10 protein-coding genes and 1 tRNA gene are annotated in these 15107 nt (G+C 52.2%); 8 read left to right on the forward strand and 3 right to left on the reverse strand.

The window, feature by feature from the left end; translation table 11 throughout:
* Nucleotides 1-309: 309 nt before the first annotated feature.
* Together WKK33_RS10555 and gltX are read right to left on the reverse strand one after the other, a co-directional pair.
* Nucleotides 310-1545 (reverse strand): glycosyltransferase N-terminal domain-containing protein, encoded by a 1236-nt coding sequence (locus tag WKK33_RS10555; protein ID WP_337933783.1) that lies wholly within the window; start codon nt 1543-1545, stop codon nt 310-312.
* Nucleotides 1546-1556: 11 nt separating this feature from the next.
* Entirely contained in the window at nt 1557-3074 is a 1518-nt protein-coding gene (gene gltX / locus WKK33_RS10560) for a glutamate--tRNA ligase (RefSeq protein WP_337933785.1), read from the reverse strand.
* 144 nt (nt 3075-3218) lie between these two features.
* On the opposite strand from gltX, the gene WKK33_RS10565 reads away from it, so the two are divergent.
* Nucleotides 3219-5285: an HDIG domain-containing metalloprotein gene (locus WKK33_RS10565; RefSeq protein WP_337933786.1), complete on the forward strand. Its 2067-nt coding sequence runs from the start codon at nt 3219-3221 to the stop codon at nt 5283-5285.
* An 83-nt stretch (nt 5286-5368) separates the two neighbouring features.
* Entirely contained in the window at nt 5369-9838 is a 4470-nt protein-coding gene (locus tag WKK33_RS10570) for an ATP-binding protein (RefSeq protein ID WP_337933788.1), read from the forward strand.
* A gap of 108 nt (nt 9839-9946) precedes the next feature.
* Here WKK33_RS10570 and WKK33_RS10575 read toward each other — a convergent pair whose 3' ends face one another.
* Entirely contained in the window at nt 9947-10981 is a 1035-nt protein-coding gene (locus tag WKK33_RS10575; protein ID WP_215760368.1) for a malate dehydrogenase, read from the reverse strand.
* Between the two features lie 218 nt (nt 10982-11199).
* Here WKK33_RS10575 and WKK33_RS10580 point away from each other — a divergent pair, with 218 nt between their 5' ends.
* The 6 genes from WKK33_RS10580 to WKK33_RS10605 all read left to right on the forward strand — a co-directional run bounded on the left by WKK33_RS10580 (nt 11200) and on the right by WKK33_RS10605 (nt 15031).
* Nucleotides 11200-12990 carry an aminopeptidase P family protein gene (locus WKK33_RS10580; protein WP_337933790.1) on the forward strand — a complete coding sequence of 597 codons (1791 nt, stop codon included), beginning with the start codon at nt 11200-11202 and terminating at the stop codon, nt 12988-12990.
* A 157-nt stretch (nt 12991-13147) separates the two neighbouring features.
* Nucleotides 13148-13333 (forward strand): hypothetical protein, encoded by a 186-nt coding sequence (locus tag WKK33_RS10585; protein WP_321105824.1) that lies wholly within the window; start codon nt 13148-13150, stop codon nt 13331-13333.
* A gap of 32 nt (nt 13334-13365) precedes the next feature.
* A complete protein-coding gene (gene rpsU / locus WKK33_RS10590; RefSeq protein ID WP_215760371.1) occupies nt 13366-13557 on the forward strand; it encodes a 30S ribosomal protein S21 in 192 nt (63 codons plus the stop codon).
* Nucleotides 13558-13646: 89 nt separating this feature from the next.
* On the forward strand, nt 13647-14525 hold the full coding sequence (locus tag WKK33_RS10595; RefSeq protein ID WP_337933793.1) for a tyrosine recombinase XerC: 879 nt from the start codon (nt 13647-13649) through the stop codon (nt 14523-14525).
* Between the two features lie 29 nt (nt 14526-14554).
* Nucleotides 14555-14857: a ribosome-associated translation inhibitor RaiA gene (raiA, locus tag WKK33_RS10600; RefSeq protein ID WP_215760373.1), complete on the forward strand. Its 303-nt coding sequence runs from the start codon at nt 14555-14557 to the stop codon at nt 14855-14857.
* Nucleotides 14858-14957: 100 nt separating this feature from the next.
* A tRNA-Thr gene (locus tag WKK33_RS10605) sits at nt 14958-15031 on the forward strand.
* The last annotated feature ends 76 nt before the right edge of the window (nt 15032-15107 follow it).

Raw genomic sequence — 15107 nt, forward strand, 5'->3', positions numbered from 1 at the left:
TCTTTGGCTCTGAGCTATGCCTTCACAACGAATTGTTTTTTTGCCTCAGACGGCGCAACAACGAATTTCTCGAATTTTCGAATTTTTTCTAATTGCGTTATCTAAAATTCGTTCAAATTGGTAATCGTAAAACGATTATATCAATTCGTTAATTCGGGAATTCGTTGTTACCGCGTCTGAGCGTAAATCCTGTTTTTATTTGTTGTTGTAGGCCGTAAAAAGAAAGGCGCCTTGGAAGGGTGACCCGATGGGGGCGGAACCTTCCAAGGCGCTTTATTTAGTCCTATTGAATGTTGTTGTTGTGACGGCTTACTGCGCTTTGTTCTTGAAGCAGGCTTTGAGGACCTTGTCGGAGGCCCCTGCGTGAGAGAGCACATAGTGGTAGGCGTCTTTGCCCATGTCCTTGCCGTGGCTCATGGCAGCGATGACCGCATCCATCTTAACCTTGAACTCCTCGGCACTACTGATCTCCAAACCGCCGCCGCAGGCTTTCAGCCCCTGCGCCTCGCGGAACTTCTGGTTGTTAGGGCCGAAGAACACTGGCACGCCCCATACGGCAGCCTCCAACGTGTTGTGGATGCCCACACCAAAGCCACCGCCTACGTATGCCACCTGTCCGTAGCGATAGATGCTCGACAACAGGCCGAAGCAGTCGATGATGAGCACGTCGGCCTCTCCAACCGTCTCCTCTGTGGCTTGCGTGTAACGCACCACGCGGCGACCCTCCAACAGATGCATGATTTGCGACAGGTGATCCTCGCCAATGACATGTGGCGCGATGATCATCTTCCAGTCCTTATGCTCGTTGAGATAGGGTATGAAGATCTCCTCGTCGGGAAGCCACGAACTACCCGCCACGAAGACATGCTCAGTTTGTGCGGTGAACTTCTCCACGAGTGGCAGTTGCTTTGCCGCCTCCTTGATCTCCAGCACACGGTCGAAACGCGTGTCGCCCACCACCTCCACATCATTGATGCCGAGCGTGGCCAACAGCTGCTTGCTCTCCTCGTTCTGCACAAACAAGCGCGTGAAGCACTTAAGCACGTTGGCATACTTGCGGCCGTACCACTTGAAGAACACCTGGTCGGGGCGGAAGATGCTCGACACGCTATACACAGGCACGCCACGATGGCGCAGGATGTGCATGTAGTTGTACCAGAACTCATACTTGATGAAGAACGCCATCACCGGTCGGATGGTACGCAGGAAACGGCGTGCGTTGCTCACCGTGTCGAGCGGCAGGTAACACACGATGTCGGCTCCCTCGTAGTTCTTGCGCACCTCATAGCCCGAGGGCGAGAAGAACGTAAGCAGAATCTTATACTGTGGGAACTCGTGGCGTATGTGCTCGATGAGTGGCCGCCCCTGTTCGAACTCGCCCAGCGACGCGGCGTGGAACCAAATATAGCTGGCGTTGGGGTCGACCTTCTCTTGCAGAACGCTGATGGCCGCCTGTTCGCCCTGCCACATCTTGCGCACCTTGTCGTTGAACAAGGCCGCCGTCCGCACGCCGAGGCTGTAGAGGTTCATGATGAAGTTATACATGACTTCTCGATTTATCCAAGTGTTTCGATGGCCTTGGCCATACGGTGGAGTGTTTCCTCCTTACCCAGGAACGCGGCGATGTCGAACATGCCGGGACCCTTACCAATGCCCACCAAGGCCAGGCGCCATGCGTTCATTATGTCGCCCATCTTATATTCCTTGTCGGCGATCCATTGCTCGACGATAGGCTCTTGGCCCTCCACGGTGAAGTCGTCGATGCCACGCAGCACCTCCATCAGTTCCGTCATTTGCTGTGCGCTGTATGCCTTCCAGCGTTTCTTCACCGTCTTCTCGTCATACTCGGTGGGCGCGATGAAGAAGAAGCTGCAGAGGGGCCACAGCTCACGCACGAAGCTCACGCGGTCTTTCATCATGTGAACCACCTGTTTCACGCGGTCGAACGTCTCGTCGACACCATTGTTGGCCACGATGGGGGCGAACAGGAGAGCGATCTCCTCGTCGTCCTTACGCAGGATATACTCGTGGTTGAACCACGCTGCCTTCTGGAAGTCGAACTTAGCGCCGCTCTTAGAGCACTTGCTGATGTCGAAGGCCTGAACCAGTTGCTCGAGTGAGAACAGCTCCTGCTCTGTGCCAGGGTTCCATCCAAGCAACGCCAGGAAGTTGACCACGGCCTCGGGGAAATAGCCGCTCTCGCGATAGCCCGAGCTCACCTCGCCCGTCTTTGGGTCGTGCCACTCCAAGGGGAACACAGGGAATCCCAGGCGGTCGCCGTCGCGCTTGCTCAACTTACCCTTGCCCTCCGGCTTCAACAGCAGCGGCAGGTGGGCGAAGCGAGGCATGGTGTCCTCCCAGCCGAACGCCTGATAGAGCAACACGTGGAGTGGGGCGGAGGGCAACCACTCCTCGCCACGGATGACGTGGGTGATCTCCATGAGATGGTCGTCGACGATGTTGGCCAGGTGATAGGTGGGCAGTTCGTCGGCACTCTTGTAGAGCACCTTGTCGTCGAGGATGTCGCTCTTCACACGCACATCGCCACGAATCATGTCGTTGACATGGATCTCCTGTCCCGGATCGATGCGGAAGCGCACGGTGTACTGGGCACCGTCGGCGATGAGCTGCTCCCACTGGGTGCGGTCCATAGCCAGCGAGTTGCGCATCTGCATGCGGGTGCGGGCGTCGTATTGGAAGTTTTGGATCTCCTTGCGCTTGGCCTCCAGCTCCTCAGGGGTGTCGAAGGCATAATAGGCCTTGCCCTCGCTGATGAGCTGGTCGACGTATTTCTTGTAGATGTCGCGGCGCTCACTCTGACGATAGGGACCATGGTTGCCGCCAAACGACACGCCCTCGTCGAACTTGATGCCCAACCATTTGAAAGCCTCGATGATGTAATCCTCGGCTCCGGGAACGAAGCGATTGCTGTCGGTGTCCTCAATGCGGAACACCAGGTCGCCGCCATGCTGGCGTGCGAAAAGATAGTTGTATAATGCTGTGCGAACGCCGCCGATATGCAGCGGACCCGTTGGACTGGGTGCGAAACGCACTCTGACTCTTCTTTCTGCCATAGTGATTGAACGTTATTTTTTGCAAAATTACTACATTTTTTCCTTTTTAATGTATTTTTTTATTATTTTCGCACAGTAAATGGCTAAGTTTGGGGAACAAGGGCTTGCCCTTGGTTCCGCAGCGTTGGCGTTTTGGCAAAGAACATGAAATATTTCGATTTTTATAAGAACACAAGTTATATATGGCGCAGAGCCCTGACACGTGTGGGACTGGTGCTGGTTACAGTGGTGCTCATCGTGTGGTTCCTACCCAGAAGGGAAGGTAGCCAATATGTGTACGACGTGGATGAGCCATGGCGTTATGGCGACATGATCGCCCAGTACGATTTCCCCATCTACAAGACCGAGGAGACGCTGGCCATGGAGAAAGACTCGGCCCTCAAACTGTTTGTGCCTTATTTCGACTACGACAAGAAGGTGGAGGCGCGCGTCATGGAGAAGTTTGACCAGGACTTTGCGGGAGGTCTGCCCGGTCTGCCCGCCGAGTTTACGGATGTGGTGCGCAACCGCCTGCACAGGCTCTACCAGACGGGTATCATGGAAACGCCCTTGTTCAACAGCGTGCACCGCGACACCACCAGCATGGTGCGTGTGGTGGTGGGCAAGAACGTGGAGCAGATGATCGTGGAGGACTTCTACTCCACGATGAGCGCCTATGAGCAACTGCTTTCTGACGAGAGCCTCTCGGCCGACCGACAGGCCCTGCAGCGCCTGAACCTCATCAACTATATTGAGCCCAACCTTGTTTACGACAAGGCACGGTCGGAGACTGCCAAGAACGACCTTCTGGGAACCATTCCGCCCGCCAACGGCATGGTGAAGGCCGGGCAGAAGATCATTGGTACGGGAGAGATCGTCACCGAGGAGCGCTACCGCGAGTTGGTGTCGCTCGAAAAGGAGATGAACCGACGCGGAAGCAACATGGAGCAGGTGGACCTCAATTTCATCGGCAATGCGTTGTATGTGTTGTCGTTTGTGATCATCTTCACCATCTATCTGACGCTCTTTAGGAACGATTATTTCAACAAGCCCCGCAACATACTGATGCTTTATGCGTTGGTCACCATCTTCCCCATCATGGTGTCGCTGATGATGCAGCACTCCTATTTCAGTTTTAGCGTCTATGTGTTGCCGTTTGCCTTTACGCCCATCTTCGTGCGAGTGTTCCAGGACTCGCGCACGGCCTTCATCACCCACATGGTGATGGTGTTTATCTGCGCCGCCGCCCTGCGCTATCAGTTCGACTTCATCGTCATCCAGATGTTGTCGGGATTGGTGGCCATCTATTCGCTGCGCGAGATGTCGTCGCGCGCCCAGGTGTTCAAGACCGCCCTGATGGTGTTTATCGCCACTTGCTTCACCTATTTCACGTTGCGGTTGATGCAGAGCGGCACGACGTTTAACCTCGATGTGAGCATGTATTCGCATTTCATGATCAATGGTGTGCTGCTGTTGCTGGCCTACCCGTTGATGTATGTGGTGGAGAAGGCGTTTGGATTCACGTCGAACGTCACGCTGATCGAGTTGTCGAACACCAATGGTGTGTTGTTGCGCCGACTGAGCGAGGAGGCGCCCGGCACCTTCCAGCACTCCATCACCGTGAGCAACCTGGTGGCCGAGATAGCCAACCGCATCGGTGCCAACAGTACGTTGGTGCGTACGGGTGCCCTCTATCACGACATTGGTAAGATGAAGAACCCCGCGTTCTTCACGGAGAACCAGCAAGGAGGTGTCAACCCCTATGATAACCTCACCGACAAGGAGAGCGCGCAAATCATCGTGGAGCATGTGGTCAATGGCGTGAAGTTGGCGGAGGAGAACAACCTGCCGGTGATTATCCGCGACTTCATCCTCACCCACCATGGTCACGGCATGGCCAAATACTTCTATATCAAATACCAGAACGAGCATCCCGACGAGATCGTCGACAAGGAGCCGTTCACCTATCCCGGTCCGAACCCTTACACCCGAGAGCAAGCCATCCTGATGATGGCCGACAGTTGTGAGGCGGCGTCGCACTCGCTGAAGGACTATTCGGACGAGAGCATCACCAAACTTGTCAATCAGATCATCGACGGACAGGTCGACGCTGGTTTCTTCACCGAGGCCGCCATCACCTTCCGCGACATCAGCGAAGCCAAGACGGTGCTCATCGATCGCCTCAAGGCCATCTACCACACCCGCATCAAATACCCCAAGCTGAACAGGTAAAGGGTGCTCGTATGACCGGTTAGTCTGCTTTGCCAGAGATGGTTGGGTGAAGTTGTTGTGAAACTGATTGTAACTAATTTTGTATGGGTATTAAAGTGCTAATATCATCCGCAAGGAAATGCAAGGAAAAGGAGTTGGTAAAGAAGATGCTGGAGCTTCTTCCTGGTGTTGAGCAGGTGTATGATTGTAACGATACCCCTACGGACTACAACAGGGACAAGACCAAGCAGGACGAAATAGACGACTGCATACGCCATCGCACCGATTGGTTCATCCTCCTGTGCCCCTATGACTTTGTGGGTGAAGCTACCTTTCATGAGTTGGAGGTGGCCATGCGGGCTTCGGGGTCAAAATATGAATTGCCCATGGTTAGCATCTTCTTCAGTGCAGATGCCGAGGAGGAGTTGTGCTTGCGCAATGAACAACTGGCAGCTGAACGTCAAGACCCCATCGCCTATGACAGTCAACACGACAAGACGCGTGATGAGATAGACGCTCTGATCAATCCCTCTCCTGACCATAGACATTATCTTCCCGACCCATACCCTTTAGGGAAACTGAAGGAAAGCGTACAAAAGGAATATGAGCGCTTCATCGCTAACGGATTGCGTATGCGCCGTTTTGAGACTTTTTGTTCCGACATCTTACCCACCGATGTCTTCTATGATCCCAACCGCGCCAAGGAGGAAAACGGATTTGTGCCCGATTACTTCATCCCTATGGAACACTACCGGCAGATGATGGAGCAGGGAGCCAATCACATGGTGTTGTGTGGTCCCCCCGCGTCTGGCAAGACCCGTTCCGTGTATGAGTATCTTCGTTCGTGGGGTCGCGATCCCAAGCATCAGCACGTGTTCATCAGCGTTAGGGCTGCCCGGAATCTGGGAGGCGGGCAGGATGGCCACCACTGCATATCGTTGCACGACCTGGTTGATGAGCTTAAGGCGTATGATCAAAGTTTGAAAGTCTTTCCGTCATGTCGGGTGGAGAGTGAGGTGCGCCATTTTATAGTTGTCGATCAGGTCGACGCCTTGGTAGGTGACGACTTCCATCTGCTCAAAGAATTATTTGACGTGTCAAGTTCGGCGTTGAGACCCAATTACCAGATTTTGATGACCACAACCCAGTCGGGCTATGACCGGTCGGAGGCAATGTTCGTCGACAATCAAAATGTGGAGTATACGAGCAATGATTATCAAGTTACGTTGCCGTTGCGCCGCATCGACATCTCTCCGCTTTCTGGCGATGATGCCCGGAAGATATGGGCTGACCTGACCGCACACGACACTGATCCCAAAATCATGCCCAAGGGAACGGTTGTGGGCGATTTTATCCCCAAGTTGCGCCAATATAACGAGAGGTTGTTGGAGGAGGCGCGCCGCTTTAAGAGCGTGTTCCCTGCAGTGCAAATGCCATACCGTGCGCTGCCCATCAACACTATTGGCGCTTTTGTGCGAAGTGTGCAGTTGGTCAAGAGAATGCGAAGGAGTCAGGCTGTTCCCCTATGCCTTTGTGTTATGTGTATGGAGCAAATGCTTTGGGACTTATTTAGGGAGAAATATCGCGAAGACGAATTTCGTCGACTGTTTTCGGAAGACTTGGTTAAGTTCATGAAAGAGTATTTTGTGGAGTTCAACATCTTGCAACTCGATTTCGGCAAGGAAGCAGTCGCGCAGACAAGCCTTCACAAGGGTAAGTATGCAAGAGTAGCCTCAAGCAGAGAAAGGCGAGAAAAGTGGCTTGTCGTAGCCGACCTGGACTTTGAAAAACCACAAGTTTACGATAGGGAGCAAATGGAAACGATCGTTTCGCCCGAGATCACGCTTTCGTTTGCCAATGACAAGATGTGGGAAGAACTTGAGCGGTCTTACCAGTTCGACTACAAGATAGTTACGCTGCCCAATGGCAACAAAACGGCAAACCTTCATGCACGTGAAGAGGCGGAAAAAGCCATGGATATTTGGTACGACACGTTCGCTTGCTATGGTCCTTGGACTACGCTGCTGCGTATGCTTACACGGTCTCCCTTGATACCCTTGGACAAGTTGCAGAAAAAGGAATTTGACTATGCGGGAAAGAACAATGCCGCTTATGTTGAAGAAAAATATGAAGAAACATTGAAGTGGGCCGAACAGATGACGGAGGCTGAAAAGCGCGAGTTCCTCGCTGACCCTGACAGACTCTTCTTAAAACGTCTGTTGACCGCCAGCAAGGGTAGGGTGGATTCTATACGTCGGGAGGTGTATGGTGACGGACCATCCGTCAAGACGATGTATCAGACCTACTCTTTTGTAGGCGAACTTTATAAGAAGGCGTATGAGCGGGCCCGACTGTTTGGTTTCCGAAAAGCCATTGACGAGAAGACGCTAAGGCTGATGAAGAAAAGGCAGGAACAGAAAGGTAATGTTGACAAGAGGAGATATCATGTCGACGACTACCTTGTGTTGGCGGATGAGGTGCTCAGGGCTCTTAAAGCCAACATGAACGAAACCGCTGCCACCGACTCCCAAGACCCCGCAGGCAAGTTATATTTCATAAGCCGCAGAATACTGCAGTGCGACACGTTCAATGAGGCTTACGACACTTTCTTCTCCAATACAAACCTGGCCGTGACAATGGGTGAGATAAACTACCAATACGCTCATAGGACGAGTGAGGATGAGAAGCTCGCTTACGCCTATAAGGGTTGCTGCCAAATCATGTCGTCGATGTGTGCGCTTATCCTGGGCGACTTCGATTTCAACAAGTGGATAGAGTTGGGCGAGCAAACGCATACCGACATTACGTTGTGGAACCTTAATCAGCTGGTGACACGCTCTGCTCGTGACACAAAGCATAGCGAACTGCAAAGAAAGTTGTTTGAACAACTCATCAAGACGGGCGATAGGGCTCTGCGCACGGGGGATAATCGGGCATTGGCCAGTGTCCTGCGCATCAACGGAGTGAGAATCGTCTGCAAGATGTTGGAGCAGGCACCCTCGCTCATGGCGGCAAGAAAGATTAAATCATTGGCTATGCCTTGGTTGCATGAGGGATTGATCGCCCACACTAACGACACCACGGACATTTGGGAGAATGTGGCATTAGGAAGGCTGCAACCTTATGAGTACTCATTTCTGCTAAAGGAAATCACGGAAGACGAGACGACGGGAGAAATCAAAGAGCGTTGGGCGAACAACGAAAAATTGAGAGACACGCTGCTCCTTTGCCCCTCCAACTTGAGCGACACCTTTGATCTCTATTGTCGACTGTATGAAAACACAAGCAGGGCCAAAGCGAGACAGGTGACGCCCTACACTGTGGCCAACTTCTTCAAAAATGTGAGCCGCAAGTACAAAGAAATCCGAAAGGAGAGTATTAATTTTGCGTACGAAGCGTTCATGCAGATGATGACTTACAGTAAAATGCGCGATTGCGTGAAACGAATCGTCAGTGATGGTGATGTAGGGAAGCACAATTTTATACTCGATGTCTACAACTGTGTTGTGACTCGTAGACAGGAACAGCATTTCATCGATTTCATCGGGCCAAGAGCCTGGAAACAATTGTGCCTGATGCCAAAGGTCAATATTCTGAGAATTTGTAAGGAACGCATCTACTCCATCGACGAGGTCATAGAGATTGTCCAGAATGTGGTAAGAGAGCAAAAACGCTATGCTGTCATTGCGGATGATCTGGTCAACAATGCCGTAGCTCGCTTGAATAACACCACTGATAGCAAAGATCGCGCCAAGCTTGCCAGCTATCTGCGTTATCTCCTCACGGAGGACAAGGAGTATGTGGAGGCATTGCTCAAGACGGAGAACTTTTACAGGTCATGTAAACACCTTGATATTTCGGTCGTCTATCCGCATGCCTTTCACCCCAAGGAAGACTTTGGCAAGGTAGGACGGGCCAACTGGTACGTGGGTGAACATTTGGAACAGGTTAAGAAACTGAACGAAAAAATGCAGAATTTGGCAAGAATGAAGTATATCGACAAGGATTATGCTAAAAACAGTTTGCCTTTGCTAATGGCTGATCTTGCAAACCTGAAGGACATGCCTATGATGCCCTACATCACAATGTTTCTCAATGTATTGAAAAACGTAGTTGTAGATGATCACGAGAAAGATGGTGGAAAGACTAATTGCAAACAGCGGAAAAAAGAAAAGAGAAACGTGCAGCCCTGCAGCCTGTTCGAAATGATAGATTGTTGCTACACACGCCGAAAACTGCCCGTTACAACCACTGTCGTCAACGCCCTGCTTGAAGGAATTGTCAATTATTATGAGGTGTCAAAGACTCCTCAGGACAAAGCATGTGTGCGTGATGATTTTTGGAACTTCGTTCATGCTAATGCGCAATGTGTGCGTCTTGACGCTTTGAGCTACAAACACATCCTGACTTTATGGCCTGAAGAGGCTTCGAGACACAAGGAGACCATTTGCCGTCTCGCTGATTGCAATGAGCAACTCATGAACGTTTTGGTGAAAGGCGGGTTGCTTGTGGATGTTGCTGATTGGCCAGACCGGTGGCAGCGCCATGTTCTTGTCGTAGGGCAAAAGGAATAAGGGTGACAATTAGCAGAATCAACAAAAAATAAATTCCCCATCAGCATTGTGGCCGATGGGGAAATCTTTATTGTCATGCCAACCCTAAGGGCTGGTCTAAGCAGTCAGTTACAGGTTGGCGTTATCTTCCTTCCACTGCTCAACGGGAGGAACGATGCCGAGGTCGATAACCTCCTTGCGCATGTCGCAGAGGTGCTCGTATGACTTCTGCAGCTCAGCCAGCTCCTCAGGAGTGCCTGTGGGAACAGTGTAGTGAACGCCAGTCTTGTCGATCGTGGTGGGGAGAGCCATCATAACGTCCTTGATGCCCAGCTCGGGGAGGTTGGCGTAGCAACCTGCGGGCAGAGTGAAGGGCTCGCCACCCATAGCAGCCTCGATCATCTTCACAGCGTTGTAGGCAGGGCTCTGGAATGAGCTGCGGCCACGGAGCTTGATGATGTTTGAACCACCCTGAGTGGTCATGTGCTTGATCTCAGCCCAACGCTCGTCAGAGAGACCCATCTCCTGGAGAGGCTTGCCGTCGATCTTCACCTGAGAAGCGAAGACAGCCATCTGCTCACCGTGACCACCGTAGGTGTGGGCACCGGTAACCTTATCCTGCTGAACACCGAACTCGAGGGCCAGAGCCTGCTGCAGACGTGTAGAGTCGAGGGCAGCGAGAGAGGTCAGCTGGTTGGGCTTCAGGCCGCTGTGGATAAGAGCGGTCAGAGCGGTAACGTCAGCGGGGTTGAAGATCACCACCACGTGCTCCACGTCGGGGCAATACTTCTTGATGTTCTCACCGAAGTCGGCGGCAATCTTACAGTTGCCCTTCAGCAGATCCTCGCGGGTCATGCCAGCCTTACGGGGAGCACCACCTGAAGAGATGATGTATTTGGCGCCAGTGAAAGCTTTCTTGGCAGCCTCGGCAACCTTCTCAGGGTCGTTCATGTCCTCAACGGCAGGAGCGTAGTAGCTCAGGTTGGCGCCAGGAACGCCGCACTGCTGCATCTCGTCGAACACGCCGTGCACACCTGGCTCATAGATATCGTACAAGCAGATGTTAGGAGTAAGACCCAGCATCAAAGCGCTCTGAACCATGTTAGAACCAATCATACCGCCTGCACCGACGATAAGAAGCTTGTCATTTGTTAAATACTTCATAGTGAATTGTTATTTTTAAGAATGTAAGTGTTTATCAAGATGTGTGACGATGCGGAGAATGGCCGTGGCCGACACCTTACCGTCTCTTTTCTGCAAAGTTAATAAAAAAATGTATCTCAGCGTGCAATTATTCGGTTTTTAATTTGTTGTTTATTCTTAAAAAGCGTATCTTTGTCATGTCTATTTGGCAAAAACCAAACCGTTTAAATCTTTTGATTATGAAGGAATACATAGCTCAACGACTGGAAGCCTTGCGCGAGGTGATGCGCCGCGAGAAGCTCGATGCTTTTATCTTCCCCAGTACCGATCCCCACAACTCGGAGTATGTGCCCGACCGCTGGAAGGGCCGTGAGTGGATTAGTGGATTCAATGGGTCGGCGGGAACAGCTGTGGTGACGATGCACTCGGCCGCCCTGTGGACCGACAGCCGTTATTTCATCGCTGCTGCCGACCAGCTCTCGGGCACCGAGTTCCAATTGATGAAACTGAAGATAGAAGGCACGCCGACCATCAGCGAGTGGCTGGGAAGTGAGCTGCGCGAGGTGAGTTCCGCACAGGTGGGCGTGGATGGCATGTGTAATTCGGCAGCCAACGTGGAGGTGCTCGTGAGCGACCTGCGTCGTGAGGGTGGCATCACCGTGAGGACCAATCTCGATCCGTTGGACATTGTGTGGACCGATCGCCCGCAGATTCCCGCCTCGAAGGTGGAGATACAACCTGTGGAGCTGGCCGGCGAGACGGTGGCGTCGAAGTTGACGCGCATTCGCAAGGCGCTGCGTGACTTGCACGCCGACGGTATGCTTATGTCTGCCCTCGACGATGTGGCGTGGACGCTCAATCTCCGTGGAACCGATGTGCATTGCACTCCGGTGTTTGTGTCCTACCTGCTTATCTCGACCACAAGCGCCACCTTATATATAAATAAGGAGAAACTTACGCCCGAGGTTGAGGCCCATCTGGAGAGCCAGGGTGTGAAGATGGCTGGCTACGACGATGTGCGCAAGGGTATCAAGGAATATGCTGAGTATAACATCCTGCTCGACCCGAACGAGACCAATTACACCTTGTCGCGCCTGGTCGATGTGCAGGAGGTGATTCGACACAAGAGTCCCATCCCCGCCATGAAGGCCATAAAGAACGAGGCGGAGATACGCGGTTATCGGTCGGCCATGCTCAAGGATGGCATCGCCTTGGTGAAGTTCCTGCGTTGGCTGAAGCCCGCCGTGGAGGCTGGCGGCCAGACAGAGATATCCATTGACAAGAAACTCACCAGTCTGAGAGCTGAGCAACCCTTGTTCCGCGACATCAGTTTCGACACAATCGCCGGATATGGTGCCCATGGGGCCATTGTGCACTATGAGGCCACGCCCGAGACCGACATTCCGTTGGAACCGCATGGATTGTTGTTGCTCGATAGCGGTGCGCAGTACCAGGACGGAACGACCGACATTACACGCACCATCGCGCTGGGTCCGGTCAGCGATTACGAGAAGCATATCTACACGCTTGTGCTGAAAGGCCATATTCAGTTGGAGATTTGCAAGTTCCCCTCGGGAGCCAGTGGTACGCAGATGGATATTCTGGCCCGCGAGGCCATGTGGCGCGAAGGACTCAACTATCTGCATGGCACCGGCCATGGAGTGGGATCGTACCTCAGCGTGCATGAGGGCCCTCACCAATTCCGGTTGGAATGGGTGCCGGCGCCTTTCCTTGAGAATATGACCGTAACCGACGAGCCCGGCATCTATTTGGCAGGCCAGTTTGGAGTGCGCATAGAGAACACGTTGCTTATCAACCATTACAAGGACACCGAGTTTGGTAAGTTCCTGCAGTTTGAGTCGCTCACCCTGTGCCCCATCGACACGACGCCAGTCGTCAAGGAAGAGTTGCTCCCCGAGGAAGTGGCTTGGTTGAACGAATACCACCAGCATGTGTACGACGTGCTCGCACCCCATCTCGACGATGAGGGTGACAAGGAGTGGTTGCGTAAAGCCACCATGCCTATCTAATCCCTACGGAACACAGTTGGCTGTCCGCCATCCCATGCGCCAAGTCTCCTTGCAGAGGCAGTTGTGGCACCTGGGGGCGGATTTTTTTGTGGAGCGACGATGCGAGTTGTGCGGCTTGGCACGGCAGGTAGGTGAGAACCCATAAGGAGAAGAACGAATGGTCGACAGAAAAGCGATTGACCTTTGCCGCGCGGAGAAATTAGGGGTGAAAGGCGAGCTCTTATCCATCTTGAAAGCGCCTGTTTGCGAACGCATCGCACAAAACAATCGAAAAATTTGTGTATTCGGAAAATATGATGTAATTTTGCACCCGCAAATTGTGGCATCATGCCCTTTTGCGTAAGTTTAACATTAAAATTTTAAAACCAAAACAACATGATTATTGTACCTGTAAAGGATGGCGAGAACATCGAAAGAGCGCTGAAGAAATTCAAGAGAAAATTCGAAAAGACTGGTGTGGTGAAGGAGCTTCGCGCTCGTCAGCAGTTTGACAAGCCGTCAGTCAAGAAGCGCTTGAAGATGGAGCACGCCATTTACGTGCAGCATCTGCGCGACGAGGAGCAATAAAAATTTTCCTCGGAAAATTTGGTAGTTCCAAATAATTTCCGTATATTCGTTGCCGAAAACCTACTTATGTAGAATTCAAGTGGTGTAGGATGATCGAAAAGTTCTTGAACTATCTGCAATATGAGCAAAACCGCTCACCGCTCACGGTGGCGGCATACGCAGAAGACTTACGGGCCTTTGAGCAGTTTTTCAAGAACTTGGATGGTCAGCTCTCTTGGCAAAATGTGGACACGGACGTGATCCGCGATTGGATGGAGAGCATGGTCGACAAGGGAAACAGTGCCACCAGTGTCCACAGGAGACTGTCGGCGCTTCGCTCCTTCTACCGCTTTGCGCTTGCGCACCAGCTCGTAGAACGCGACCCGGCCCACCAGGTGGAATGCCCCAAGGAAAAGAAAGCCCTTCCGCAATTCATGAGGGAGGACGAAATGGACCGATTGCTCGATGACATCGAGTGGGGAGCAGGCTATCAGGGAATGCTCGACCGTACCATCATTATGACGTTCTATCAGACGGGCATACGCCTGTCGGAGCTCATAGGACTCACCGACGCCGCCATCGACTTGCCAAACCGCCAACTGAAAGTGACGGGAAAGGGCAACAAGCAACGCGTGGTTCCCTTCGGGGACGAGTTGGCCAAGTGCCTGCAGCGCTATGCTTGTGAGCGGGATCGCTTGGAGAAACGATGTTCCGACGCGTTCTTCGTCAGCCATAACGGTTGCAAGCTCACGCCCCAGCAAGTGAGAAAAATAGTGAGGATGAGGTTGGCTGCGGTGTCCACCGCCAAGAAAAGGTCGCCACACGTGCTTAGGCACACCTTCGCTACGGCCATGCTGAACCATGGAGCTGGCATTGAGAGTGTCAGAAGGCTTTTGGGCCATGCGAGTGCCTCCACAACGGAGATATACACGCACACCACTTTCGAACAGCTCAAGCGAATATATCATGAGGCCCACCCCAGGGCTTGAGTTTAACCTTTTAATAGTAGGAGGTAACTATGGAAATTAGAATTCAGTCGATTCACTTCGACGCTACCGAGAAGTTGCAGGCCTTCGTAGAGAAGAAGACCGCTAAGTTGGAAAAATCATTTGAAGACATTCAGAAAGTAGAGGTGCAATTGAAGGTTGCCAAGCCAGCCACAGCATTGAACAAGGTTACAAGCATCACGGTCACAGTGCCGGGTGGTAGCCCCATCTTCGTCGAGAAGACATGCGACACTTTTGAGGAAGGAGTCGACCAGTGTGTGGATGCGCTTAAGGTTCAACTAGGGAAATTCAAGGAAAAATTAAGAAATCACTAAAATTTTCCTCGAAAAGTTTTGGAGATTAAAAAATAAGTAGTATCTTTGCAGCCGTTTTACAACAGGTCCTTCGACAAGTCGCAATGCGGCTGCAGGATTTGCCTCTTTAGCTCAGTTGGCCAGAGCACGTGATTTGTAATCTCGGGGTCGTTGGTTCGAATCCGACAAGAGGCTCACCCGAAAGGGGTAAAACAAAGGGTGGTTACCAGAGTGGCCAAATGGGGCAGACTGTAAATCTGCTGGCTCTTGC

This window comes from Hallella sp. (assembly GCF_037460745.1).
GTDB lineage: Bacteria > Bacteroidota > Bacteroidia > Bacteroidales > Bacteroidaceae > Prevotella > Prevotella faecis.

Bases quoted from the DNA above. Each gene is read 5' to 3' on its own strand.
- WKK33_RS10555 (WP_337933783.1), bottom strand. From the start codon at position 1,545: ATGTATAACTTCATCATGAACCTCTACAGCCTCGGCGTGCGGACGGCG.
- gltX (WP_337933785.1), bottom strand. From the start codon at position 3,074: ATGGCAGAAAGAAGAGTCAGAGTGCGTTTCGCACCCAGTCCAACGGGT.
- WKK33_RS10565 (WP_337933786.1), top strand. From the start codon at position 3,219: ATGAAATATTTCGATTTTTATAAGAACACAAGTTATATATGGCGCAGA.
- WKK33_RS10570 (WP_337933788.1), top strand. From the start codon at position 5,369: ATGGGTATTAAAGTGCTAATATCATCCGCAAGGAAATGCAAGGAAAAG.
- WKK33_RS10575 (WP_215760368.1), bottom strand. From the start codon at position 10,981: ATGAAGTATTTAACAAATGACAAGCTTCTTATCGTCGGTGCAGGCGGT.
- WKK33_RS10580 (WP_337933790.1), top strand. From the start codon at position 11,200: ATGAAGGAATACATAGCTCAACGACTGGAAGCCTTGCGCGAGGTGATG.
- WKK33_RS10585 (WP_321105824.1), top strand. From the start codon at position 13,148: ATGGTCGACAGAAAAGCGATTGACCTTTGCCGCGCGGAGAAATTAGGG.
- rpsU (WP_215760371.1), top strand. From the start codon at position 13,366: ATGATTATTGTACCTGTAAAGGATGGCGAGAACATCGAAAGAGCGCTG.
- WKK33_RS10595 (WP_337933793.1), top strand. From the start codon at position 13,647: ATGATCGAAAAGTTCTTGAACTATCTGCAATATGAGCAAAACCGCTCA.
- raiA (WP_215760373.1), top strand. From the start codon at position 14,555: ATGGAAATTAGAATTCAGTCGATTCACTTCGACGCTACCGAGAAGTTG.